General features: G+C 50.8%; 17 protein-coding genes. 3 read left to right on the forward strand and 14 right to left on the reverse strand.

Features of this window, described 5'->3' with window-relative positions; genetic code table 11:
* Positions 1–13: 13 nt before the first annotated feature.
* The 4 genes from ACY2RQ_RS08665 to flgM form a co-directional block, all read right to left on the reverse strand.
* Positions 14–856: a HEAT repeat domain-containing protein gene (locus ACY2RQ_RS08665; protein ID WP_490112564.1), complete on the reverse strand. Its 843-nt coding sequence runs from the start codon at positions 854–856 to the stop codon at positions 14–16.
* A 175-nt stretch (positions 857–1031) separates the two neighbouring features.
* Positions 1032–3872, reverse strand: coding sequence for an excinuclease ABC subunit UvrA (gene uvrA / locus ACY2RQ_RS08670; RefSeq protein WP_490112565.1), 2841 nt, complete (start codon positions 3870–3872; stop codon positions 1032–1034).
* Between the two features lie 129 nt (positions 3873–4001).
* Positions 4002–5192, reverse strand: a complete 1191-nt coding sequence (locus tag ACY2RQ_RS08675) for an alpha-hydroxy acid oxidase (RefSeq protein ID WP_490112566.1) — start codon at positions 5190–5192, stop codon at positions 4002–4004.
* Positions 5193–5433: 241 nt separating this feature from the next.
* Positions 5434–5754: a flagellar biosynthesis anti-sigma factor FlgM gene (gene flgM / locus ACY2RQ_RS08680; RefSeq protein WP_490112567.1), complete on the reverse strand. Its 321-nt coding sequence runs from the start codon at positions 5752–5754 to the stop codon at positions 5434–5436.
* A gap of 286 nt (positions 5755–6040) precedes the next feature.
* Between flgM and ACY2RQ_RS08685 the strand changes: the two genes are divergently transcribed.
* Positions 6041–7312, forward strand: a complete 1272-nt coding sequence (locus tag ACY2RQ_RS08685; protein ID WP_490112568.1) for a hypothetical protein — start codon at positions 6041–6043, stop codon at positions 7310–7312.
* A gap of 137 nt (positions 7313–7449) precedes the next feature.
* A complete protein-coding gene (locus ACY2RQ_RS08690; protein ID WP_490112569.1) occupies positions 7450–8487 on the forward strand; it encodes a hypothetical protein in 1038 nt (345 codons plus the stop codon).
* 204 nt (positions 8488–8691) lie between these two features.
* Here ACY2RQ_RS08690 and ilvM read toward each other — a convergent pair whose 3' ends face one another.
* The 6 genes from ilvM to ACY2RQ_RS08720 all read right to left on the reverse strand — a co-directional run bounded on the left by ilvM (position 8692) and on the right by ACY2RQ_RS08720 (position 17614).
* Positions 8692–8955: an acetolactate synthase 2 small subunit gene (ilvM, locus tag ACY2RQ_RS08695; RefSeq protein ID WP_490112570.1), complete on the reverse strand. Its 264-nt coding sequence runs from the start codon at positions 8953–8955 to the stop codon at positions 8692–8694.
* 16 nt (positions 8956–8971) lie between these two features.
* Positions 8972–10690, reverse strand: a complete 1719-nt coding sequence (ilvG, locus tag ACY2RQ_RS08700; protein ID WP_490112571.1) for an acetolactate synthase 2 catalytic subunit — start codon at positions 10688–10690, stop codon at positions 8972–8974.
* A 375-nt stretch (positions 10691–11065) separates the two neighbouring features.
* Positions 11066–11743 (reverse strand): class I SAM-dependent methyltransferase, encoded by a 678-nt coding sequence (locus ACY2RQ_RS08705; protein ID WP_490112572.1) that lies wholly within the window; start codon positions 11741–11743, stop codon positions 11066–11068.
* Positions 11744–11929: 186 nt separating this feature from the next.
* Positions 11930–13543 (reverse strand): phosphoenolpyruvate carboxykinase (ATP), encoded by a 1614-nt coding sequence (gene pckA, locus ACY2RQ_RS08710; RefSeq protein WP_490112573.1) that lies wholly within the window; start codon positions 13541–13543, stop codon positions 11930–11932.
* Positions 13544–13684: 141 nt separating this feature from the next.
* Positions 13685–14122, reverse strand: a complete 438-nt coding sequence (locus ACY2RQ_RS08715; protein WP_490112574.1) for a cobalamin biosynthesis protein — start codon at positions 14120–14122, stop codon at positions 13685–13687.
* Positions 14123–14251: 129 nt separating this feature from the next.
* The gene (locus ACY2RQ_RS08720; RefSeq protein ID WP_490112575.1) at positions 14252–17614 is read right to left on the reverse strand and encodes a hypothetical protein; all 3363 of its coding nucleotides are present in this window, start codon (positions 17612–17614) and stop codon (positions 14252–14254) included.
* A 160-nt stretch (positions 17615–17774) separates the two neighbouring features.
* Between ACY2RQ_RS08720 and ACY2RQ_RS08725 the strand changes: the two genes are divergently transcribed.
* Positions 17775–19205, forward strand: coding sequence for a hypothetical protein (locus ACY2RQ_RS08725; RefSeq protein ID WP_490112576.1), 1431 nt, complete (start codon positions 17775–17777; stop codon positions 19203–19205).
* Here ACY2RQ_RS08725 and ACY2RQ_RS08730 read toward each other — a convergent pair.
* The 4 genes from ACY2RQ_RS08730 to ACY2RQ_RS08745 form a co-directional block, all read right to left on the reverse strand.
* Positions 19168–22419, reverse strand: a complete 3252-nt coding sequence (locus ACY2RQ_RS08730) for a PAS domain S-box protein (RefSeq protein ID WP_490112577.1) — start codon at positions 22417–22419, stop codon at positions 19168–19170. The two genes, ACY2RQ_RS08725 and ACY2RQ_RS08730, sit on opposite strands and share 38 nt — an antisense overlap.
* A 157-nt stretch (positions 22420–22576) precedes the next feature.
* A complete protein-coding gene (gene ssb, locus ACY2RQ_RS08735; RefSeq protein WP_490112578.1) occupies positions 22577–23245 on the reverse strand; it encodes a single-stranded DNA-binding protein in 669 nt (222 codons plus the stop codon).
* A 106-nt stretch (positions 23246–23351) separates the two neighbouring features.
* On the reverse strand, positions 23352–24704 hold the full coding sequence (locus tag ACY2RQ_RS08740) for an MFS transporter (RefSeq protein WP_490112579.1): 1353 nt from the start codon (positions 24702–24704) through the stop codon (positions 23352–23354).
* A 65-nt stretch (positions 24705–24769) separates the two neighbouring features.
* Positions 24770–25954 (reverse strand): PQQ-dependent sugar dehydrogenase, encoded by a 1185-nt coding sequence (locus ACY2RQ_RS08745; RefSeq protein ID WP_490112580.1) that lies wholly within the window; start codon positions 25952–25954, stop codon positions 24770–24772.
* Between the last annotated feature and the right edge of the window lie 24 nt (positions 25955–25978).

Raw genomic sequence — 25978 nt, forward strand, 5'->3', positions numbered from 1 at the left:
GTGAAACTCCTGTTTATTCAGCCAGTTGCGCAATAGTTTCCTGCGCCATATGCCTGAGGTGGTTGTCTGAACTTTGGGTCAGGGTTTCCAGAGTGCTGATGGCAATTTCCGGTGCGTGAATGGACAGGCTTCTGACGCTCTCCCAGCGCACAAAAGCGGCATAAGTATCGGAAAGAGCAACCTGTTGAAGAGTGGAAACGACTTGTTCACAAGGGGGAAGTGCGCCGAGAGCCTGTATGGCAAGCTGGCTTCGGGAGTCGTATACCCGTGTAGCAATTGCCTGTACAGGTTCCAGTGTATTCAGGTCATAGCTCCATGTTGTGTCTGCTCGGGGCTGGGAGTGAACTGTCAGAAAACAGCCTGGAACCGTTACATGGTCAATCAGGGGCACGACCGTATAGGCTGGAAAGAGCTTAATCTGTCCCTGCTCCATAATCAGATCCGTCTGTTTTCTGGCTGAGGCTGGAGGCTGGTGGATCTGCTCAGTATTGATGGGTGTTTCCAGCAGTGGAATGTTAATGGAGGTTGGGCCGATGTTTATTAGAATAAGGTCAAATTCGTTAGTGCAGACTTTGTCTTTTGGATTGGCTTTCCCATCACAGTAAACCGCAGAAAGATTAAAGTCCCTGTCACTGAAAATATAATTTTTATCGAGGAAGGGCTCTGGCTCAGCATGCTTTTCCTTCCGCATCTTCTCAAGAACATTCTCCATAAGGGCTGAAGCCCGCTCTCTGCTGTAGCCCGCTGAAGAGGTGCTGGTAAAAATCTCCGTAAGCAGGTCAAACCGGTAGCCCTGGGCATCCATAACAGCCCCAGAGAGTCTGACTATTCTATCTAACTCTTTCTCTGTAGCCATGACTTTTAACCGTAATATACAGGCACACACAGAATGTATAGTTGTTTTTGGGGGAGCTATGCATAAATGTTGTTGGCACTTCTTTATGTTCTAGTGGCTATGGCTTTCCCCGTGTATCCATGGGCAGACCTTCTCAGCCATATTGTCTTATTCAGGGCTGTTTTCAAGCACCTGATTAACGAGTCAGCATGGGCTTCAGGAAGCGTCCGGTATGGGAGACTTCCTGACCAGCCACATGCTCAGGAGTGCCGGCAGCAATAATCTGACCACCACCGTCTCCGCCTTCAGGTCCAAGGTCGATAACCCAGTCAGCAGTTTTAATCACATCCAGGTTATGTTCAATTACCACAACGGTATTGCCATGATCCCGCAGACGGTGCAGAACCTTGAGCAGTAGCTGAATATCCTCAAAATGCAGGCCGGTGGTGGGTTCATCAAGTATATAGAAGGTCTTGCCGGTATCCCGCTTGGAGAGCTCTTTGGCCAGCTTCACACGCTGGGCTTCTCCGCCGGAGAGGGTGGTGGCGTTCTGGCCCAGATGAATATACGACAGACCAACATCCATCAGGGTTTCCAGTTTACGCTTCAGGGCGGGAATGGCGTCAAAGAAGGGCAGGGCTTCTTCTACGGTCATTTCCAGCACTTCATCAATACTTTTGCCTTTGTATTTTACTTCCAGGGTTTCCCGGTTATAACGTTTGCTTTTGCAGACGTCACAGGGCACATAAATATCCGGCAGGAAATGCATCTCTACCTTGATAACACCATCACCCTGACAGGCTTCACAGCGACCGCCCTTAACGTTAAAACTGAATCGGCCGGGCTTGTAACCCCGGGAACGGGCTTCCTGGGTACCGGCAAACAGTTCCCGGATCGGTGTGAAAATACCTGTATAGGTGGCCGGGTTGGAGCGAGGGGTGCGGCCGATAGGGCTTTGGTCAATATCAATACATTTATCGATATGTTCCAGTCCGTCCAGCTTCTTCCACGGGGCTGAAGTCAGCGTGGTCGCGCCGTTGAGCTTTTCCGCCAGGATAGGGTAAAGGGTGCCGTTGATCAGAGTGGATTTCCCTGAACCGGAAACGCCGGTTACGCAGGTCAGCAGGCCAAAAGGTACTTTCAGGGAAATATTTTTAAGATTATTGCCGGTACATCCAGAAAGGGTCAGCCTGCGGTCTTTATCCACAGGCACACGCTTCTCGGGAATCTCTATACGACGTGCGCCTGACAGATACTGGCCGGTAATGGAATTCTCATTGGCCATAACATCCTGCGGTGTGCCGCTGGCGATAATCTCTCCACCATGAATACCAGCGCCGGGGCCGATATCCAGCACATGATCAGCGGTGCGGATTGCGTCTTCATCATGTTCAACGACGATGACTGTATTTCCAAGATCCCGCAGGCGGGTGAGGGTTTTCAGCAGGCGATCATTATCCCGTTGATGAAGGCCGATGGAGGGTTCATCCAGAATATACATAACCCCAACAAGGCCAGCGCCAATCTGGCTGGCCAGGCGAATACGCTGGGCTTCACCGCCGGAGAGAGTATCGGCGCTGCGATCAAGAGTCAGATAATTGAGGCCCACATTGTTCAGGAAGCTCAGCCGTTCCTGAATCTCTTTAAGAATCTTGGAAGCGATTTCCCCTTTCTGCCCGGTCAGATGCAGGGATGCAAAGTGGCTCAGGGCACCTTCCACGGGCAGCTGGGTAATCTGGGGCAGGGCTACATCTTCAATAAAGACATGGCGGGCTTCTTCCCGCAGGCGGGTACCTTTACATTTCGGACAGGCCTGGGTTGCCACATACTTGCTCAGCTCTTCCCGCACAGACTGGGAATCCGTGTCTTTATAGCGGCGTTCAAAGTTGGGAATAATACCTTCAAAGCGGTGGCGCTTTTTAAATATATCGCCACGGTCGTTGATATAGCTGAAGTCAATGAGTTCATCACCGGAACCATGGAGAATCATCTCCTGCTGTTCGGCGGAGAGTTCTTCAAAGGGGCTTTCCATGGAGAAACCGCAGTGATTCGCCAGGGACTTAAGCATATGGAAGTAGTAAACGCTGCGTCTGTCCCAGCCGCGGATCGCGCCTTCGGCCAGAGTCAGTTCCGGGTTATGGATAATTTTGTCCGGATCGAAATACTGCTTCATCCCCAGGCCATCGCAACTGGGGCAGGCACCGGCGGGATTATTAAAAGAGAACAGCCGGGGTTCCAGTTCATTCAGGCTATAACCACATTCCGGGCAGGCAAAGCGGGCAGAGAATACTATATCTTCAGCCTTCTCGCCTGGATCGCCGTCATCCATAAAGCTGACCATGGCCAGCCCATCCGCCAGTCCAAGAGCGGTTTCAAAGGATTCCGATAAACGCAGCTGCAGGTCATCGCGAACTTTTATCCGGTCAACGACAACTTCGATAGTGTGTTTTTTATTCTTCTCCAACGCTGGAGGCGAGTCCAGGTCGGTAACAATGCCGTTAATACGGGCGCGGATAAAACCCTGTGCTTTCAGCTCGCTGAATACATGGAGATGTTCCCCTTTACGGGCGCGGACAACCGGTGCCAGAACCATAATTCTGGAGCCTTCCGGCAGGGCCAGCACCTGGTCAACCATCTGGCTGATGGTTTGCGCTTCCAGAGCATGATGGTGTTTCGGGCAGCGGGGTGTGCCGACACGGGCAAAGAGCAGTCGCAGGTAGTCGTATATTTCGGTGATGGTGCCGACGGTGGAGCGGGGGTTGTGGCTGGTGGACTTCTGCTCAATGGAGATGGCAGGCGACAGACCTTCGATATGGTCTACATCGGGCTTTTCCATCATCGACAAAAATTGCCGGGCATAGGCCGACAGGGACTCAACATAGCGGCGCTGGCCTTCTGCGTAAAGAGTGTCAAAGGCCAGTGAAGACTTGCCGGAACCGGACAGGCCGGTGATCACAATCAGCTTGTCCCGGGGCAGCTCCAGGTCGATATTCTTGAGGTTATGAGTGCGTGCGCCACGTACGGTAATCGAATCCACAGGCCAACTCCATATGATAACCGGTCGATTATAAGGCAGGAGGGCAAATGAAGCATTCAGTAACTGATAACGAATTATGATTGTTTATGCTGGCTGGAAGGTGAAGCAACGGGGCAGATTTATTGAGATTCAGGCACCTGTCGAACGATAAATAATATTTCTGTTTATATCGGCAATGCTTTTGCAGCCGGTCTGAACCATCGCTTCTTCCAGCTCTTTCACCAGCAGTTTTCCCACTCTGGCCACACCATCAGCACCCCCTACGGCCAGCCCGTACAGATAAGGGCGACCAATCATCACCCCGTCCGCACCAAGGGCAACGGCCTTGAGGATATCTATTCCATGGCGAACGCCTCCGTCCACCAGCACGGGTATATGCGCCTGTACCGCATCCCTGACCGACGGAAGAACTTCAATAGTCGCCGGAGTGGTATCAAGATTTCTACCCCCATGGTTGGAGACAATTATGCCTTTAGCTCCACACTCCACTGCTTTCACCGCATCGAACGGGTTCATAATGCCTTTACAGAGAATCGGAAGGTCGGTCTGTTGACAAAGCCAGGTCAGATCATCCCAGGTGGCATCAGCTTTATAAACATTCCCGAAAAATGAAAATAAAGGTCTATCCTGATCCCAGCCTGGAGCGCCATTAGCCATAGGAATATTTATCCATCCGGGAAGATTTGGCACACGCCCGTAACGGTCGTACCACTGACCTGAGGGTTCAGTATCCACAGTCAGGCACAAAGCCTGACAGCCAGACGCCTCCACCCTTCTCAACATTTTTATGGTAAAGGCTCTGTCCCGTGGCAGGTAAACCTGAAACCAGAAGCGTCCTTCTTTAAGGATGTTGCCTATCGCCTCTACCGAATTACAAGACAACGCACCCACCACCATCATCAGCTCGGATTCCCAACTGCCCCAGGCCACCGCCCGGCTACCCTGGGGATGCATCAGGCAGTCAAACCCCGTTGGCGCATACAGCAACGGTGCGTTATGAATGGAACCAAGGATTTTAGTTGCCATATAAGGATTGCAGACCCCTGTGAGGGCTCTCGGGGTTAGAAGAATCTTCTTATAAGCCTGTTCATTCCGTCGTCTGGAGAGTCCATTTCCTGCAGCCCCATCAATATAGGCAAAAACCTCGGGACACAGAGCCTTTTTCGCCAGCGCCCGAAACTGGGCAATGCTCTTGATATTGTCGAGGTTAACAGGCGCAACTGAGCCAGTGGCATGGGCAGGAAGGGCAGGTAATGCAGCAAACCCCGTTGCCAAAGCAGGAAGAGCTGCTCCCAGGAAATGCCGGCGTGACAAAGTCATTATGGCAGACCAGATAAGAATAAAGACTCCAAGTAAAGTCTGAATAGCCGGTCTTACCAGAAAATATTCATTATTTACTGTTTTTCCATCAGGACTTGGTTAAACGGTACAGGAGTGTTACCACAGTCCGTGTCCAGCGGACAGCGAAGTGAAGGGGGTATACGCAGGCGCGTTCAAGCCATGGTTTGAGTTGTTGCAGGCGGCTCAGGTCATTTTGTGATGGCGAAAATTCGCGTCGGCATCATTTCTCTTCAGACGATATATCTACCAGTGATGCCTCGAAGTTGAGCATCTTCTGTGCCAGCTTCTCATAGTCAATTTTCAACTCACCACGGATCATCGCCTGCTTGATTTCCTCGACCTTGTCGATATCAACATCCGGTGTGGCGACTGCAATAGCTTTCGCATTCTGCAGAAGCTCCACATCAGCATTGAGGGACAGAGTATCCTTTTCCCTTGTCGGTGCGGCACTGGCTTTTTGCTCAGCTTTCTGGCCTTCAAGCCTGCGTATACGCTCAGTATGAAGTTCTGTAACGGAGGCGGAGATGCGGGTAGTAGACATTCTTGAATCCCAATCTCTCTGCGAGTTAATGGGGTTGTCATAAACATCGGAATACTAAATGAATGCAACCCTGTTTGACGAACATTTACAGACCAGCGGTATAAACTGGAGTGAAAGGATTTATGAGCCAACAATCATAAGCCCGTTTTTGACCGCCCGTCCGTAAATAATTTTACTGCAGTTCGGGTCTCTGACTTCCCAATCTCCGCAAAAAACTGAGTAATCCACGGAAAGCACTGCGCTCCTTGTCTAGTCTTAGATGACAACCTTGGCAAGGATGCTTTTTATGGCTCTACCTCCCGTAAACGGAGGCTCCCAAAACCGGGGAGCTTCTCCAACCACCGCCCCGAAAGCCAGTGAAAGCACGGCATTTGACCGCAAAACAGCAATTGTTGATGTAAAGCCTTTGATGACCGGCAAGTACCTGGGACTGCATCTGGCACAGCAAAGCTTCTGGGAAAAGCTGAAGATAGCTCGTAAACATCCCGTTGTTTTCTGGCACCTCATAACAAACAAATTGCAGAAAATGCAGGAAACAAATCCCGGCAGGTTTATGCGGGAAGCGGCCCATCTGTGCAGTACTCCCAAAGACTGGGAACTGTTGCTCCAGAAAGGAGAACAGATGAAAACCCGGCCAGAAGCAGACCCCTCCCAGATCGAAGAACAACAGGCCAAAGCACTTGGCTATGCAGCCGGACATATCGAAGGCATTAAAACCGTTTCTGACATGTGCCTGCGCCTTGGGCGAATCACAAAATATGCACGGGGTCTGCAACGGGTTCGTGCTGAATCAAGCCGAAGGTCTGAATCCGGCAGTGGCTTTCATTACCTGGGTGCCAAAACAGAGAAGCTCCTGCCGAAAGCCAGCCGAGAAGAGCTGATAACACTCAAGTCTCATCTCAGTATTCTGCACACTAAAATAACTCCGGATAATAACCTTTTCAGCCGGTTGCTGGATCAGGTTGATGCACGCCTTCAGGCGTTGAGAGAACCGGAAAAAGCCAATGCTTTTACAGGAAATGCTTTTACACAGAAGGATTATCACATAAACAGACAAACTGTCGGAAAGAGCGTAGCGGAGCTGGATAAATTTGCGGCTCTTACCGAGGAGGTTTCCGAAAAAGCACTGGATGACCTGGCGGCTCCTCTGATCAGTAACCCCCATGACAAAGCTGCCTGGAAAGAGCTTGAAGAGCAGATAGAAGAGATAACAGACCTGCAGCAGGCTCAGGTATTCTATAAAATCTATCTTGCTCACCCTGAGCACAGCACAGTTCTGGAAAAAGTCCTCGCTTATTCATTACCGGTTTTCCCCGAGAACAAAGCATTCTGGTCCATATACGACCATTTCAAAGAACTCAAAGAGCACTCTACTCCCGAAAAGCTGATTGCCTTGCTTGAACCCGTTTTCAGTTCCAACCCGGAAAATATTGAAGTCAAAGCCCGTTTACTCGAACAGCTTATTCCCCTGGAGCGCGAGGGCTGGAAGGGTTCAACAATCGGCAACACGAAAGTGCAGCATTATCAACAGTTGTACAAGGATATTCTTCAAGGTTAATACAAGTAAAGGACAGGGAGTTTTTTATGGAACCCATGTTACCCCCATCAGGCAGAAGCAGCTCACAGGGCCCTGTCAATATTCAGGGCCCTGAAACAGACTCACTCCCTGCCTCCGGCAACCGTGTGCAGGTAGAAATGAATGTAGCACCCTACCTCGCCGGTAAAGACCTCGGAAAACATCTGAAACCCAAAGGCCTGGCCATGTTCAGGCTAATGATCTTCCATCCCAAAACAGCCTTTGACCTGCTGACCGGACGGCTGGCACAGCGTCGTTTAACGAAACCCACCGTTTATCTAACAGAAATTGCCGATCTTTGCCGTAAACCGGAGGACTGGGCTCATCTGCTCAATGAAATACGCAGTATCAAAGGAGGAGATTACATTCCCCTGCAACAAATGGGAGAACTTGATAAAAAAGAACTACAGGCCCTGAAACATATTGGCAGGTTTATCGGTGATACCGGCAGGCACTATTCACCACATAAACTGGCCCGACATTTAGGCAAGGTGACCGAGTTAACACGCCAGTGTGTAACCTTACCCTCAAACCTCCCCGAAACGTCTGTTGGCCTCAATAAACTGAGGCATGCCGTGAAAATTACACTCCCTCTAATGAGTGACTTTGATAAGGCAGCCGCATTAAACGACCTGGTAACACTGACCCTTCATCTTGAGCCTTCCGAAATTGAGGAGTTTCTCTATAAGCCCTTCAAAGAGCTGAAAGATTTATGTAAACAACCGGCAGACTGGGGATATCTTCTGGTTCGGGTAAGGGACTTGAAAAAACACCCCTCTATGCAGGGCGATCTTGAATTCCAGCGTGAATATCAGCAGTTTATGAAGCAGGTAGAACAAAACATCCTGGAGCAGATAAGCAAGGTTCTCAGCAATATCAGCCTGTCACCCACACCAGAGAAATTAATCAAACACCTGGAAGAAATAGCCGATCTGGCAAACGCCTGTGGCACCTTGTCTTATGATCCAGAATCAGCTCATGTTACAGGCTTCAATACACTGTACCAGGCTCTGTCAAACACGCTGCCAATAATGACGTCAGATGATAAAGCCGAGGTTCTTGATCATCTCACCACCCTGACCAGCCACCTGGAACCCATGTTTAACACGCCTCTGCAAACATTTGTCCGGCAACTGAGCGGAGAATTCAGGGGATAAGAGATCAGTTTCAAAGACCTGGCTACTCACCTTTAACAGCAGGGACACGACCCTCAGTGAGATTATGAAAGCCAGGAAGAATGGCAGACCGCATGCTCCGTGACCCTGAAAACCCCAAGGGGGTCAGTAACCGCCGTATGGGATTAATACTAATCTCTTAACCAGAGGTGATCTTCAAACCAGTTGCTCTTATACAAATTGCTCCTATGCAAATTGCTCCTGCGCAAACTCTTCCGCCGTAACAGTTTTTATATCCACCAGCTTTGCTAATTGCTGGTACAGCAACTCCGGTCTGCGTCCCTGCACAATAACCCGCAACTGCAGGTGTTCTCCTTCCCCTGAGGGCAGGGTCAGGCCACACAGCTCAAACCCGCGGTGGCGGATGACCCGCAGAATGCGTTCCAGCACCGCTGGCTGGTTGTGAAAGTAGATGGACAAATGGTGTCTGTTATCAATGGAACCGTTCATAGCTGTCTCCTTCGCCCTAGCAATGCTTTCCAAGCATTTCGTGGTTAGATGCTCCTGGCGGAACCAGGGGCCAGACATTCTCCGCGGCATCTATGGACACATGCAGCAGCGCCGGGCCATCCGTTTCCATCAGGAAGGCCAGCCCTTCATCAATCTGTTCTCGTCTATCAATACTCTTTCCGGGAATTCTGAAAGCTTTGGCCAGGGTTATAAAGTCCGGGTTATCAGACAGAATGGTTTCACTGTGTCGTCCATCAAAAAACAGGCTCTGCCACTGGCGCACCATGCCCAGCCGCTCATTGTCGAGAAGCACAATCTTCACCGGCAGATTTAAACGGCGAAGTGTAGCCAGCTCCTGGACATTCATCATAATGGAGCCGTCACCGGTCACACAGAGAACCATATCCCCAGGCCGCGAGCGGGCCGCCCCCAAGGCCGCTGGCAGGCCAAAACCCATGGTTCCCAGGCCTCCGCTGCTAAGATGATTTTCCGGCCGGGGAAATGACATATGCTGGGCCACCCACATCTGGTGCTGCCCTACATCGCAGGCAACGATAGCCGATTCAGGTAACAGATGACTGAGTGTATGCAATAATGCCGGGGCATAGATGGTTTCTCCCTGGGTGTCATAGCGCCAGCGGAATTCAGCGGCCATCTCCTGATTGTATTGCAGCCATTCAAAGTAGTTCCCAGGCACTGCGATCTCTGGAAGAATCTTGCACAGATCCCCTTGCAGGGCAACATCGGGCTGCCGTCGTTTGCCGAATTCCGCCGGGTCAATATCCATGTGAATAACTTTCGCTTCAGGGGCAAAACCTTCCAGTTTTCCCGTGACCCTGTCATCAAACCTTGCGCCTGCGCACACCAGAAGGTCACAATTCTGTACCGCCAGATTCGCCGCCCTGGTACCATGCATCCCCAGCATCCCCAGGTAACCGGGAGTGTCCGGAGCAATAGCGCCAATGCCTTTCAGGGTCACCACGGAGGGCATCATGGTGACGGCCTGAAAATCTCTTAACTCCTCAACTGCATCAGCCATGCCCACACCGCCACCGGCGTACAGCACCGGTTTTTTAGCTTGGGCCAATAACTGGCGGGCCTGATGGATATCAGCTTCATCCGGCCCAGGTAGTGGGCACTCCTCCGATAAACCGTGGAGAGTTGTTTCCGGAGATGCCTGCAGCACATCTTTGGGAATATCTACAAGAACAGGCCCTGGTCGGCCTGAACGGGCAATCTCAAAAGCCTGTTCCATAACGGAGGGCAATTCGTCAACAGAAGTCACCAGGAAACTGTGCTTGGTGACAGACAGACTCAGGCCCAGCATATCCACTTCCTGGAAAGCATCTGTTCCCAGAACAGATGTGTCTACCTGGCCAGTGATGGCCACCAGCGGGACGGAATCCAGCATGGCTTCAGCAAGTCCGGTGATCAGATTGGTTGCACCTGGACCAGATGTCGCTATACAGACGCCCACTCGGCCACTGGCCCGCGCATAACCGACAGCCGCCAGTGCCGCGCCCTGTTCGTGCCGGCAGAGAATATGTTCGACAGAGCCATCATAAAGGGCGTCGTACAGAGGCATGATAGCCCCGCCGGGATAACCGAATACAGAGGTAACACCCCGCTCCGTCAGCATACGGACAAGATATTCCGCGCCACTTTCTGGCCTGGCATGGCTGGCCGAATGCTCTACCGAACCTTCCGGCTCCCTGTCTGTTGTTGAATCCTTCACATTAAACCCTCTGCTCTAACTGTTGCCTGTCTTTAAAAACGCCTTTACCAGCACATTTACAAGAACGCAAAAGAAAGCCCCCGATCCTTGCGGAGCGGGGGCTTTCTGAATACGGTTTAGTCTTTCTTCAGACCATAATCAGCCCCCGTAGTGACCAAATAATCACTACGACGACTAGCAGGTTGAAGAAAGAATGCTTGAGCATGTATATAAACCCGATAAATAAATCTGTTGCCAATGGCTGTTCAAAATGAGTTACCCGAATAATTAACACAGGTAGTCAGGTTGTGCAAACTGTAACCATAAAATTCCTGACTCTTTGACTGCAAAGCGTGGGTTGCAAAGAGCTGAAGCAAGTTTCTGGCTCATCTGGTTTTAAAGGCTGACCGCCTGTGATTTGTAAAGCAGGATGACATCATTCCCGATAAATTCCAGCTCACACTTCAACTGCTCCGCCAGCCAGAAGAAGGTAGCCTGGCTGAAAAAGCAGATATGGGTTCTGTCGCGAATATAGTGCCATCGGGAGAAGGCATCACGGTCCCGGACCAGCTTGGTCATAATACCCAGACATCCGCCGGGGCGCAGTATGGACAGCAGTTGTTCAAGGATTGCTCGGGGATCAGATAGATGTTCGATAACTTCAGTCGCGGTTATAAAGTCATAGGTTTTTTCCAACACATCCGGGTTGCGGGCGTAAAAGTGGTCATAAACATTCATGGTATAGCCCGTTTCCTGGAACATAGCCGCAAGTACCGGGCCTGGCCCGCAACCAAAGTCCAAACCCAGGGCAGGCGGGAAGGTACGTTTTGAAACCGGAAGAAACATACGGGAAAGAAAGCGCCGGTAGCCGAGATCATCCTCACTGTTTTCATGGAGGTCGTAACAGGCTTTCTCTTCTTCCTCCGAAAGATGCCAGACCCTGGGGACAAAAATCAGCTCACACTCCTGACACCGTACATACTCCCGGTATTTATCTTTCCACCAGGGGGTTATATGAGTATGGCCGCACAGAGGACATGAAAGGTCAGACATTACGGTATTGCAGGACATCATCAGGTTTGTGGCTCCCGGTACAGTCTTTCAGTTTCAGCGCACCGGACTTTACCCATTTGGCCAGAATAGAAACATGACCGATGAGTTAGTGACAGCTCATTGAAAGGGTTGGACTCTAACGAAAAACGGCCCGCCACTGGCGAGCCGTCTGCGATTATCGAAAAGTTTCCGACAAGCTAAAAACCTTTATAGCTGGGGACCAGCCGCAAGCAGAGCTTTACCTGCGTCATTGTCAGTGTACTGGGCAAAGTTCTTCGCAAACAGGCTGGCCAGATTTTGCGCTCTGGCTTCCCATTCCGCCTCAGTGTTCCAGGTGTTGCGGGGATCAAGGATACTCGCATCCTCAACACCGGGCACAGCAACGGGAACCTGCAGGTTGAAGTAAGGCAGGGTAAGGGTCTCGGCTTCATCGATGGAGCCATCCAGAATGGCATCAATGATCGCACGGGTCGCCTTAATGGAAATCCGCTTGCCGGTACCATTCCATCCAGTGTTGACCAGATAAGCGGTAGCGCCGGAATCCTGCATACGCTTCACCAGAATCTCCGCGTACTTGGTGGGATGCAAGCTCAGGAAGGCTGCGCCAAACGCCGCGGAGAAGGTTGGGGTCGGCTCAGTAATACCACGCTCAGTGCCGGCCAGCTTGGAAGTGTAACCGGACAGAAAGTGATACTGGGTCTGCTCAGGGGTCAGCCTGGACACCGGAGGCAGAACACCAAAAGCATCTGCGGCCAGGAAAATTACACGGTTTGCATGACCAGCCTTGGAGACTGGTTTGACGATATTGTCGATATGGTAAATCGGGTAAGAGACCCGGGTGTTTTCCGTCAGACTGTTATCGTCGAAATCAACGCTGTTATCGTCACAGACAACAACGTTTTCCAGCAGAGCGTCACGACGGATGGCCTGGTAGATATCGGGCTCGGCTTCCGCGCTCAGACTGATGGTCTTGGCGTAGCAGCCGCCTTCAAAATTGAAGACGCCATCATCATCCCAGCCGTGCTCATCATCACCGATCAGCTCACGCTTGGGGTCGGTAGAGAGAGTGGTTTTACCTGTACCGGACAGACCGAAGAAGATCGCTACATCGCCCTCTTTGCCAACGTTGGCAGAGCAGTGCATGGAAGCGATGCCCTTGAGGGGAAGCAGGTAGTTCATGATAGAGAACAGACCTTTCTTCATTTCACCGCCGTACCAGGTGCCACCGATCAGCTGTACACGCTCGGTCAGGTTGAAGGCAACGAAGTTCTCGGAGTTTAGCCCCATATCTTCCCAGTTGGGGTTAGTGCACTTGGCACCGTTCATCACGATAAAGTCGGCTTCAAAGGTTTCCAGTTCTTCAGCGGAAGGACGGATAAACATGTTGGTCACAAAGTGCGCCTGCCAGGCCACCTCTGTGATAAAACGAACCGCCAGACGGGTATCGGGGTTAGCGCCACAGTAGGCATCAACAACGAACAAACGCTTGCCGGAGAGCTGCCCGGTCACCAGCCCTTTCAGGTGGTTCCAGTTTTCGCAGGACAGGGGCTTATTGTCATTCTTGCCCTGGTCGGACCACCATACAGTATCCCGGGTCGTGTCATCTTCAACGATGTACTTGTCCTTGGGGGAGCGACCGGTGAATATACCGGTGTTCACTGCAACAGCACCAAGATCAGTGACTCTGCCCTGCTCATAACCCTCCAGGCCCGGCTTTGTTTCTTCTGCGAACAACACGTCATAAGACGGGTTATGAAGGATTTCAGTTGTATTGGTAATCCCGTAGGGAGACAGATCCAGCATGGTCTTGTGCGCACTCACATTAATTCTCCCGCTCTGAGTGATTATTTGTCGGGCGATCCATGTAAACGATATTCGTGTTTGTTTGGTTTTGTTTACAGGGGTGCGTTTTTACCCTAAGACCGCCCAAAAAGCCAGATCGCCATACGTAATTTTACGTCTTTAAACAGATTTACATACTGACACGGTAACGCTGTGACTATCCAGACAAAGACGGTATTTAAAGGGAGGGGCGATAAGCTGTCTTGCGCCACTGAAGAAAAGTGCGGAGTGTTCGCTGACAGCTTCAGGATCATTACACGAACGATATCTGCAATTTCCCGTAACACCGGCCACCGATTGCAGCTCCAGCGCATCACAGGTAACAAAAGGAACCCGGTGAATCCGTGCGAAAGCGCCATAGGCCGGATCATACTTCTTCATTCTTATACTGGCCACCATGCGGACATCTTTCATCTCCACCTGCAGGTTATTCAGGCACTGCATCACCCCCTGTCCGATAACTTCAAGGGGCGTTCCCCGTTCACTCCCTACACCCACCACATAGGCTGTACGCCTGTGTAGCGGCCTGGCCGTCAGTATATAATCTTTGTCGTTCATTTTGTTATTTCGCTGCTAACGGACGGAAGCTGTCAGGATAGCCTATGCAGATAATGGATTACCCTGATGATAGTGGGTAAAGATTGTGGAAGGAAAACAAGTAGAGAAAGAAAGCGAACAGGAAAAACCTTAAAAGCCTTTTATGCCCTTCATCTGGAAACGCTGGACAGGGCGTTCATGTCCGACAGAGAAACGCCGGCATTCCATGCCCTGAATGATGATAGGAGGTTCCTCTTCCAGAGGCCGATAAAGCAGGGAAGCTTTGATTCCACTCACTGGCTTGACCTCTCCATGCCACCGGATCATAGAGGGAATGATATTCAGAGGTGGGCTGGGCGCTTTTTTCTCAACAGGTAAATCCGATCCCATGAAAAACCACGAACCATCTTTATCTCCTTCTCTTAAGTACTTCAGGTATATCCAGGTCGTTTGCCGGTTTTTGGTTTCAGATAACAGTTTGTCCTGAGGTATTTTGCTGTAATCCACTGTCCAAAAACCATTTTTGGTTTTGCTGCGGGACAACCTGTAACAGGATTTTTCAGAACCAGAACCAGAACCAGAACCAGAACCAGAACCACTCTCCAGATAGATCGTCAGTCCATAACTGATAACCAGGGCCTGCAAGAAGTCTTCCTCCTGTTCCACACTCAATCCCGGTGACAGGTGTGTGTCCATTGTCTGCCCCGTCGCCGCAAAGATTGTCCCGTAATGCCATACGACTTCATGGCTTACTTCACTGCGGGCTGCTTTGTTCTGACTAACGTTGTCCTGGCTTGCTGTGCTGTTGTTTCCGAAAGACCACGGAACAGATACTACCTGGCCAGACTTCAGCAGCTTTTTTTTGCCAGATTTGCCAAAGCCTGCCTGCTGTATCGAAGCGCCATAACGGTTGATATCCGACCAGATTCCAGATAAAGCCTGCCACAAAGAGTGCCGTCCGGAGGCGTTCTGTCTCCCGGTTTTACGGGGCTTTTGGCTCCGAAGAATCATACGAGGGCGATCTGGTTCTGTGCCAGTACTTAAACTGCCCCTCTTCGCCTGCTTCGATAAAGAGAGTACTGGGGCTGAGAAAATAACACCGGCTTTATGAACAGTTGTCTTTTTATTTCTGGCTATGCCGGGAAGCCTCCCTGAAAACAACATGTCTGCACTGCCATTGTTATCTCCACTGTCTGTATCTTCAATGGGCGAAGACAACACAGGAGAAGCAGGCACCTGCGTTAACCTTTCAGTGGTCGTTCCGGTTAATGGAGATGATGACGAGTGCACAGGCATATACACAGGCTGTACCGGCCCCCTTGCCCGGTAATCTTCCCCTGCCGTGTATCTTTTCACGAGCCCCCGGAAGACAGGTACAATGTCATCAGGCTTCAGATTATTCCCTCCTGCCTGTTGCAGTAGCTTTTTAAACTCTTTCGGATAGACTTCTTTCGCCCATGCCATCAAAGCCTTCTCGTCAGCTGTCGCCGGCATTGCCTGGTTATTCCTGTTGTAATCCTTTCTACCCATAAAGTCGGTAAAATCGAGAAAATCCAGCCCCAGGCGCAGCAGCATATTTTTTTCAATTCTGGCCCACCAGTATTCAAAAGCCTCATCCATTGAGACTTCGGCCGCATAACCGCACTTCATCGCGCTTCTGTTTATTGTGTCAACAATCATCTGATAGAGTTGGAATTTATTACCTTTCCGCCTTGTAATTTCTCTTCTGGCTTCACGGCAATCACTGAAAATCATGTCTATGGCACTGGCGGCCAGCTTCATTAACATCCGTTCCGGTTTTGTATTCAGGTTATATCGGCTGCTAAATCCTTTAACCATGCCTTTACGAGCAAGTTCATCCGTTCCATAACTGTCATGGAAAAACTCATCAAAAACCTGAAACTGAAAATGTCCGTAATTCTTGGAAGGGGCCCTGCCGAACAGGTGAAGATGGGCAGGAAACAGGTCGAAATATTTTAGCTTAAGCTTTCCCGTCTCAGGACATTGCTCCAGAGAGTAATTGGGAAACTTCGCATCATGGAAGCCTTCAAGAATTCTTTTGTGCCCGGAACTTCCCTGACCCTCTGCATACTTTTTATTGACCCCCTGTAGAACAACAATGCTACTGACGATTTGATGCGTCATCTGTTCCAGAAACGTTTGCACCTTCATGCGCTGCCCGAAAACCTCCACATCTTCAGCTCCGGCATTGTCGGCAATTTTCCGCAGATAACTCTCAAGAAGATTGTCCGGTTTGATAAATGGCTGGGCAATCAGGACGGGCTTGTTAGCGGTACCAGCCTCTGGCCTCCAGAATTGGGCCGCCAGGGTTTCCATACCGTGTTCTTCAAGAAAATGAAACTGGGCCAGCTGATGGAAAAAGAAAATTTTGGAATCACTGTCATCATTAAAATAGATGCGTCGAAATGCCAGGTCCGGCAGAACTTTATTAAGATCCTTTATATCCTCATCTACTATGCCCTCATCTACTCTATTTTCACCTGCTCTATTTTCACCTGCTATGTTTTCACCCGATATGCCTTCACCTGCACCAGGGGCTTCGGTCAGTGGCTGGAACTTACCAAAACGGAATACAACCGTACTGGTTCCAATGCCGATAACTTTTGCTTTTATGACATAGTGAACATTTCTCTTTTTGTAGCTGAAATATAAGGGGTCACCCACCTCATAACGCTTCCGCTTATATTGTTCTTTCTCCTCTATATGATTTAAGAAACGCGCGACCGACTGGTTAACACGACTTCGCCTTTTAAACGACTGTTTAATTCCGTCCTGTTCAGTCATAGCAGCAAAGTCAGGGATTTGGCTTAACTTGCCAAAAGCGCAACACACATCAAAAAGTTCATCAAAATGCTCATACTGATTGCAGATCAGCACCCTTGACCTCTGGTCTTCCCCCTGGCTTCTTTTCAGGAATGAGAAACCTTTATCGTATCTTTCCTGGTTCAGTTTTCTGACCCACAACAGGCCACTTTCCTCAAAAGAAGTGTCACTGGCGTCTTCAACGGAAACCAGACTTTCTGTCTCGCCGCTGCTACCGGACATCTGGTGCTGGTAATCTGAAGGCAGGTCCAGCCTCACGACCTGCTCCAGAGCAAGAGCCTGATCAAAGTAGGCGGAAGGATGATTTACATCCGATTCTTCTATCGGTGTCTGTACTGCAGGTGTTCTTGGGTCGATGCCGTCAAGGGTGAAGAAATAACCTCCATTATGATTGGCCCTGAAATCTGACCTCTGGCTGTATTCACAGACTTCATGCCGATTCTGCCTCACGGCCAGAATCCTGGACCAGCCGTCCGTATCACCATGATCCACAAAAATCCCGCTCCAGTCTTCTTCCGCAGCCTCTATCAGATTCTGGTAATGCACCTCCATAACTTCCACGCATTCAGTCAGCCCCAACTCCTTTGCAGGCAACCAGGCACTCCCCAGCAATAGAAAACCGGTAAAAGCTGCTCTGAACAGGTTTTTACTGAATCTCGTCGAAATCACATGCGCCGTCTGTTTTTACCCTTGCTATGCCCCGCCGCAGCGCAGCTGTGGCAAACACTTCAGCCCATCAGATTAGAAAAATCTTTCTGTTTGTACAGTTGAGATCATGAGCTGTACCAGGTGACCTATATTCCTAGATTTACCAGGGACTGAAGAGCAAATGGCAAAACGAAAACACGCTTCTGCACTGGAACTGTCTGCAAGCCTGACCGCCGGGGTACTGACTCCCTTAGGGTTACCCCCTATCAACTTCTGGCCTCTGTCTCTGGTTGGAATAGCCCTGTTATTCACCCGCTGCCAGCAACTGCCCGGAGTATCCGCCCTTATCACCTCCCTTGGATTCGCTGCCAGTTACATTCTGACCGGGCAACTCTGGTTCTACTACTCTCAGTCTTTTTTACCCGGTATGTCTCTCTTTGAAAGTCTTCACTCGGGTCTGCTGATACTGGGGATTCCTTTCTCTATCCTGTTTTGCCTTCTGAACATTTATCCTCTCGCCCGGAAAGTACTGCACCTGAAACGGTTTTCTATAGCCGGTGCCCTTCTTTTCAGCTGTTTCTGGGTACTGTTTGAAACAGGTTATGCCTGGTTCCATATCAGTAATCCTCTCCTTATCAGTGGCTATGCCCTGCTGGGGTTGCCCACAGACAGCCTTATCCCGATACTTGGTATCTTTGCCGTCAGTATGCTGCTAAGTCTGGTTTCCGCGCTGCTGGCCAGTCTGTTCCACCATCTTTGCCGGGGTCATGTCCGTCCATGCCGGGGTCTGCTGGTCTGGCTGGGCGCATGCCTCCTTATCCCCTGCATAGCACCAGACCAGTGGAACAAATCTTATGACAATCGCCCGTTCCTGTATGCCATGCAGACAGGCAAACGGGCGGACATGTCTCTTACCCAGATTGATGAGATAAACGGCCAGGAGCCACGGCTGGCAATTGTTGGAGGAACCATCCCTGAAAAGATGCCTGGTTTCGAGAAGCAACGCTTTTACCTGGATACCAATAAAAAAACGGCTTTTCTTTCCATATTTCCCACAGGCATTAATGCTTGCCCTTATTACTTCTGCACTTATGGAGAGGGAGAGGGGTGTGCGCTGCCTAAAAACTCACCTTATTTATTATCCCAGGCAATTCCTCCGGAGTGTAATACGGCAACGCTCTCAAGCCGCTTTTATCTCCAGCTTCGCCATCAGGCTATAGATGCCTACCGTTGCATGGTTATTGACTCTTCAAGAAGCATATCGCCCTATATCCCTGCCCACAAAGTGCTGGGTTCAGAAATGCTTGTTGTCTTTGATACAAAAAACCACGGGCAGGTCTCCCAGGAAAGGCTGCTTCTGGCGGACCGGGCCAGGGCTCTGGAAACAGGCAGGCCCCTGCTGCGCTACAGTTCTGCGGGCACTTCCGCCGCTATTGATCATAAAGGCAGAATACAGAACAGGTTCCGACCGGAACAAAAACTGGTATTCGGAACTATCACCCCCATGTCCGGCCCCACGCCTTACATTCAAACTAACGCCTTGGGAATTCTTGTAATTATCACCTTGATTTTCATCACACTGGCCTATCGTCGTCTTTTTCAGACTCTTTGAGCGCCCGGTTAATGTCATCATATAACATTTCCATTTTATTGAAGGAGAGTGAGCGACACAGGCTTTCCAGTTCACCAGCCAGTTCCTGACACTCCGGCAGGCTTTTGAACAGCGATGCAAGTTTGCGAATAGTTTCTATATCACCAACGTCTGCAGCGTCCCGCAACTGCTCAAAGAGAGGTTTTATGTCTCCGTGAATCTGAGGCATCCAGTATTTTTCAGGTTTTGAGGGCTGAATATCCCGCCAGATAAACCGGATATTTAAAATGTCCTCTATTTTTCTGAACAGGTCATCCACCCGAAATGGTTTTCCCACATAACCATTAAACCCCAGGCTTTGAAAATGCCTCTGCTGCTCAGGGTCAACACTGGCTGTCACTGCAATAACCGGAACCGGATTTTCCTGCCCCCGCAATTGTTTGACAGCTTCGGTTCCATTCATAACCGGCATACGAATATCCATCAGCACCAGATCCGGCTGATAAGTCTGGATACAGTTCAAACCGTCCTGGCCATTAACAGCTTCAAATGTTTTAAAGCCAGCATCATTCAGAAGACAAACCAGCATTTCCCGGTTTATCCGGCTGTCATCAACCACCAGCACACTGACTGATTCATCAGCATGCAGACGCAGGCAGCATGTCCCCAGTGTTTCCTCGTTTTTGTCGTCCTGTGCATCTTCTTCAATGGAGGCCTTTCTCAAGGGAAGAGAGAAGTAAAAGCGACTGCCAGTTCCTTTGGAGCTGGATACCTTAAGAGCCCCGCCAAGGGCGGACACCAGTCTCTGGCTGATAGCCAGCCCCAGCCCTGTTCCTCCCGGATGGTCATCAGACTGAACCTGATGGAACGGCGAGAAGATCCGGTCATGCTCCGTCGGGTCTATCCCAATACCTGTATCACTGACGATATAAATAACCCGGTTTCCATCCTGAACGACTTTGAGCTGAACTTCTCCCTTCTCGGTAAATTTTACCGCATTACCGAGCAGGTTGATCAGAATCTGCCGCAGCTTAGTGGTGTCCATCAGGATGACATCTGGCAGGCGGGTATCCACATCCAACACCAACTGCAGGTTTTTCCGGTCAGCCCTGGGCTGAAGTATACGACAGACCTTTTCCAGTACCGGATGCAGGCGGGCCGGTTGCAGCTCAACCCTCGGACCGGCTGTTTCAATTTTGGTCAGGTCCAGAACATCATTAATCAGCAACAATAAATGCTGGCCACAGTCCTCAACTGTTTCCATACTTTCCCGCTGGGGCTGGTCAAGATTGCTGCGCAACAGTAATTGCACATGGCCGAGAATACCGTTTAACGGCGTTCTCAGTTCATGGCTCATATTGGACAGAAACTGGCTTTTGGCCAGATCCGCTGCCCGTGCTTCATCCCGGGCTTTACGCAAATCCCGCTCCGTACGTTTACGGTCGGTAATATCCCGGATGGCGATTGTGACCAGCGTTCCTGAATCAGTATCCAGGGGGCTTGATGTCACTTCCGCAGGGAAGCTGCTGCCATCCTGACGGCGACAGACAGTTTCAAACCCCAGCTTCAGTTCGTGTTCATGTTCATCTTCATTCACTGTGTAACGCTTGCGGGGAAGGAGGTGGCCAACACGTTTTCGGCCCAGCATACCGAGGGGTTTTCCCAGAAGCTCCTTACGGTTATATCCGAACAACTCCTCAGCTCTGGCATTCACCATGGAGATCAGTTCATCCCTGTCGGTGATCACTATAGCGTCAGGAGCGGCTTCCAGCAGGCCGCGAAAGCGACGTTTGTCGTTTACAAGGCCGGTTACATCATGGCCCATGCCTTCTATTCCGCTGATACGCCCGCCCGGTTCGATAACAGGTACATTGACTATCTCAATAGTACGTCTGCTCCCATCTCTATGGGGCAGCTCAACCTGAAAAGCATCATTATTCAATTCACCATGAAGTATGGCCTTGATGGATCTTCGAATATCTTCTGCTCCCGGATAATTCTTGAAAACCTCCGGTATATTTTTGATCAGCACCTTCGCGGTATAACCAAGAACATAAATGACTGAAGGGCTGATATACGTAATCATCCCCTGGTCATCCAGCATGTAATAGAAGTAACTGCCCCGCATCCGCTCCGCAATATGGCTGATATTGCTGGCCCTTAATTCACGCAGGGCTTCATCCCTTTCGGACAGGCGCCGGGCCATTGCTGAAATGCTGCGGGCAAGGCGTCCGGTTTCATCATTGGACTGATGATGAAATTTCAGATGCCAGTGCTTGTCACCCAGGGTGTCTACAGCCTGGGCCAGTTTTACCAGGGGACGGGTTATAAAACCGGAAATTTTCAACACGCACGCGCTCACCAGCAGCAGAGCAGCCACCAGCAGGAAGGCACTGTAGTAAACAGACTCCCTTGCTGTCGCAAGGGCTGTTGTTTCCCGGATATGAGTCAGCAATACCCAGCCCGACTCGGGAATGGGGCTGGCGAAGTACCAGGTTGGCCAGTCTCTGAAGTGAACGGTTTCCAGCCCCCGGGTACCATTACGAATCGGGCCGTCTACCAGTCGCATCAATGACTCGGAATCTATTCGTCTGGCAGTGTCCTGAAGAGAGCCGTCGGGCCTTGTGGAGCGCATGTCCGAGTGAACAAAGCTGCTGTTCCTGTCCACAATAACGAATCGGAGATTGCGGGGATTATCCTGCTGCAGCAGAGCGATGAGCTTTTCTACCTGCACAATAAAGAACAGGTTTTTCAGACCGGGAACCCTGTAGGTGACTACTTTCTCGCAGGCAACCGGACTGTAAAAAGGGAGGCTCCATCCCCAAGGGTTTTCAGAAAATGTTCCGAGTTCCGGCCAATCTGCCTCCTGCAGCTTCCCGTTCGAGAAATAAAGCAAGGTTCCCTTACCCGGTCCCCCTGTGGCAACGCCATAGAACGCGTCATCTTTAAGAATGCCTGTTATAAATTGCCGGAAATCCTGGTCAATTGTTACCTCCTCCGCATGGCTGGCAGCGGAAATATTATGGGAGAGGGAGTCACCATAAGATTCAATAAAGCGCAGGTGGTTATCCAGCATTCCGGCAAAATGCCCGGCCTGTTGCTCCATAAATTCTTCAACCCCGATACGGGACACCCGAAGGCTGTCCAGAATATGGAGAACAAAAATAACGCTATAGAGAAGGGTCAGGGGAACAATTGTAAACAGAACGATCTTGTTGCGGATCGACGACCACATGAATCCCTAACCTGATCCACAACTGCCAAGACGTCAATAGCCTAGTAGAGAGAAAGAAAAGGGGACAGAAATTCTTCCACAAAAAGCTCCGCGTATTGCGGAGCTTCTTCAGAACGCGATGTCTGTTATTGTCGGTCTGTTTCCGGAGTCTGGTATGTCAGAACGGAATGTCATCATCGAAGTCATCAAAACCACCGGCCGGGGCCGCTGCAGGCTGCTGGGTCGGCTGCTGCTGGGAAGCCTGCTGCTGGGGCTGCCCATAGCCCGGGTTCTGTTGCTGGGCCGGCTGCTGTTGCTGGGTCTGAGGCTGTTGTTGCTGGGCCTGAGGCTGTTGTTGCTGGGCCTGAGGCTGTTGTTGCTGGGCCTGAGGCTGCTGTTGCTGACCGTATCCCTGACTTCCGGCAGGACGCTGTTGTTGCTGACGGGGAGCCTGCTGACGATAATTATCACCGGAGTTACCAGCATTGCTGCCACCGTCACGGGAATCCAGCATCTGCATCTGGCCATCAAAATCAACGATAACTTCTGTTGTATAACGATCCTGGCCCTGCTGATCCTGCCACTTGCGGGTCTGCAGTTTACCTTCGATGTAAACTTTGGAACCCTTGCGCAGATACTGCCCGGCGATCTCGGCAAGTTTTCCGAAAATAGCTACACGGTGCCATTCAGTGCGTTCCTGGCGCTGATTTGTATTTTTGTCTATCCAGGATTCACCAGTGGCAATACTCAGGTTGGTGATAGCGTTGCCATTCGGAGTGTAACGAACTTCCGGATCCCCGCCGAGGTTGCCGACCAGAATAACCTTGTTAATACCACTTCGAGCCATTAGCGTCTCCCATATTCATAACAATGTGTTTTATCAACAAAAATTCCGGAACCGGTTACAGCAGATCACTGACAACTGCTGAATACTGCCTTTCTGCGTGCCGGTTCTACCAGTCCCCGTACTGGCGTAAATGCTGCTCATCGAGCTGGTTTTTATCTATTTTCAGATAAGCTATCTGCTCTTCCACGACCAGGGATATATCCTTAACACCTGCCACCGTAGCAAGACGATCATTCATCCGGCTGGCTTCTGCGGGAGCCACCGGATAAAGATTCAATACGATACTGCTGACATAGGGGGGATTCTTCATGGTAACAGACAATAACCACCAGATGGCAGTCGCAATTGCCACGAGCGCAAACAATCCGCTCTCCCCCGACTGCTGATAAATATAGCCTGAGACAACACCGCCAAGCCCCGCCCCCAGGAACTGACAGGTGGAGAAAGCTCCCATGGCTGTTCCCCGGCTGCCCGCTGGCGCGATGCGGCTGAGCAATGAGGGGAGAGTAGCTTCCAGATAATTAAATGCCATAAAAAACAGCAGCACGCTGATCACCAGTAGTGTCAGGTTGCTCTGCCCGTACCAGATTAATGCCTGGGCTATCAGCAGCAAAGCTATAGCCCCAATCATTACCGGGCGAATTATGCGCTTTTTCTCACCCAGAATAATAAACGGCACCATAGCTACAAAAGAAAACACCATAGAAACCAGATAGACCCACCAGTGCTCATCCCTGGGTAATCCGGCCAGATTCTGCAGGCTCAGGGGAAGATGAACAAACAGCGCCATCAAAACAAAATGGAGAATAAATACACCGGCATCGAGGCGCAGCAGCTGTTTGTTGGCAAGCACCTGCCGTATCTGTGAAACCGCCGTAACAGTTTCACGGTTCGACTTTTGCCGAACCGGTGAAGGCACTCCCCACATCACCAGAGTAATCGCCAGTACCGCCATCACCGCAGAGATATAGAACATACCGGAAATGCCCCAGCCCTCTGCCAGCAAAGGCCCAAGAACCATAGCGACGCAGAAAGACAAACCGATGGTCATACCCACCATAGCCATAGCCTTGGTGCGGTTCTCTTCCCGGGTCAGGTCCGCCAGCAGCGCGGTCACCGCCGCCGCGATAGCACCAGCGCCCTGGAGAAAACGACCGGCAATGACACCGGTAATGGTGTCGCTGTACCCTGCCAGCAGGCTGCCGGCCATAAAGACCAGCAGGCCACCGATAATGACCGGTTTACGGCCAATTCTGTCCGATAAAAGCCCCGCCGGAATCTGCAGCAGGGCCTGGCTGACACCATAGGCACCGATAGCGACACCAATCAGTATCGGAGTACTCCCCTGAATCTGCTCCGAATACACCGCCAGTACCGGCAATAACATAAACAGCCCCAGCATACGCAGGGCAAAAACCAGGGCCAGACTTGATGCGGCACGTAATTCCAGTTGGTTCATTGTCCACAGTTCTTATTTGTGTCGAAGGCGCATAATACCAGTGCTTTTATCGACTGGCCCATAAATCAGGGTTTCCAGGTCAGCCTGTACACCACGTCGCTGAAATCATCGGAGATAAACAGCTCACCATTGTTACCCTGTTCAATAAATGCGGGCCGACCAATTACATCCCCTTCCTTTTCAAAGCCACCCACCAGTGTCCGCTCCTCAATACCGGAGTCGGTCCAATACAGGGAAACGACTTTATAACCATCTTTCTCGGAGCGGTTCCAGGAACCGTGCAGGGCCACTACTGCGGCATCTTCGAGAGCGGGCACTTTATTACCCTGGTAAAACCTGATGCCCAGAGGAGCGTTATGAGCCCTGAATTTATGGGCAGGCATACGGGCCTGGCTGATCACCTTTTCCTGATCCTTGCCATACTTCGGGTCAGGCACATTATCCCCGTGGGCCTGAGGCCATCCATAAAAGCCGCCGACCATAATTTCATTGAGTTCATCGGGAGGAAAGTTATCCCCCATCAGATCCCGGGCATTTTCCGTTGCGAACAGTCGCCCCTGGGAGTCCCAGTCAAAGTCCACGGAGTTACGAAGGCCTGTGGCGATAATTTCCCCTTCCGTACCGTCGGGCTGGTAACGGGAAATTGTTGAACGCAGTTTGTCGTCTTCCTCGCAGACATTGCAGCTGGAGCCTACCGACAGGTAAAGCAATCCATCCGGGCCGAAGTGGATAGTCCGGGTCCAGTGATTACCGCCGCCGGGAATATTGGTAATAATGCGCTGGTAATCCCCTGTCACCTTTCCGGTATCCTGGTTAAAGGGAGCCCGGCCAACGGCATTGGTTTCTGCCACATACAGCCATCCATCAAACAGCGCCAGACCGTGGGGGCTGTTCAAGTCTTTCATCACCGGGCGCTGTCCGTCACTGCGACCATCGCCGTCTTTATCCCGTAGCAACAGGGTAACTTCACCTTTGCGGGGCTGGCTTAACAGCAGATCACCGTTCGCCAATTTCTGAAGAACCCTGGGGTTCTCAAGTTCACTGGCAAAGACATTAATCTGGAATCCATCAGGCAGGGTAAAACGACTGTCGACTTTATTCTGGTTCGGAGCATCACCACCAATAACATCTCCAAGGGAAATATTAACCGCATAAGGTGAAGGCAGAAGGAAAACCGTCGCCAGAAGAACAGAAAACACTCCACCGGCAAGCAGGGCGAGCCATTTCAGCAGGGCTTTTATTCGTCTCATCGCTCAATATTCTTGTTGTTAAAA

It is taken from the genome of Parendozoicomonas sp. 209JJ7-1 (genome assembly GCF_058147085.1).

Bases quoted from the DNA above. Each gene is read 5' to 3' on its own strand.
- ACY2RQ_RS08675 (WP_490112566.1), bottom strand. From the start codon at position 5,192: ATGACTTTGTCACGCCGGCATTTCCTGGGAGCAGCTCTTCCTGCTTTG.
- ACY2RQ_RS08705 (WP_490112572.1), bottom strand. From the start codon at position 11,743: ATGATGTCCTGCAATACCGTAATGTCTGACCTTTCATGTCCTCTGTGC.
- ACY2RQ_RS08725 (WP_490112576.1), top strand. From the start codon at position 17,775: ATGGCAAAACGAAAACACGCTTCTGCACTGGAACTGTCTGCAAGCCTG.
- ACY2RQ_RS08740 (WP_490112579.1), bottom strand. From the start codon at position 24,704: ATGAACCAACTGGAATTACGTGCCGCATCAAGTCTGGCCCTGGTTTTT.
- ACY2RQ_RS08665 (WP_490112564.1), bottom strand. From the start codon at position 856: ATGGCTACAGAGAAAGAGTTAGATAGAATAGTCAGACTCTCTGGGGCT.
- ACY2RQ_RS08745 (WP_490112580.1), bottom strand. From the start codon at position 25,954: ATGAGACGAATAAAAGCCCTGCTGAAATGGCTCGCCCTGCTTGCCGGT.
- flgM (WP_490112567.1), bottom strand. From the start codon at position 5,754: ATGTCTACTACCCGCATCTCCGCCTCCGTTACAGAACTTCATACTGAG.
- ACY2RQ_RS08685 (WP_490112568.1), top strand. From the start codon at position 6,041: ATGGCTCTACCTCCCGTAAACGGAGGCTCCCAAAACCGGGGAGCTTCT.
- ACY2RQ_RS08730 (WP_490112577.1), bottom strand. From the start codon at position 22,419: ATGTGGTCGTCGATCCGCAACAAGATCGTTCTGTTTACAATTGTTCCC.
- ssb (WP_490112578.1), bottom strand. From the start codon at position 23,245: ATGGCTCGAAGTGGTATTAACAAGGTTATTCTGGTCGGCAACCTCGGC.
- ACY2RQ_RS08715 (WP_490112574.1), bottom strand. From the start codon at position 14,122: ATGAACGACAAAGATTATATACTGACGGCCAGGCCGCTACACAGGCGT.
- ACY2RQ_RS08690 (WP_490112569.1), top strand. From the start codon at position 7,450: ATGAATGTAGCACCCTACCTCGCCGGTAAAGACCTCGGAAAACATCTG.
- ilvM (WP_490112570.1), bottom strand. From the start codon at position 8,955: ATGAACGGTTCCATTGATAACAGACACCATTTGTCCATCTACTTTCAC.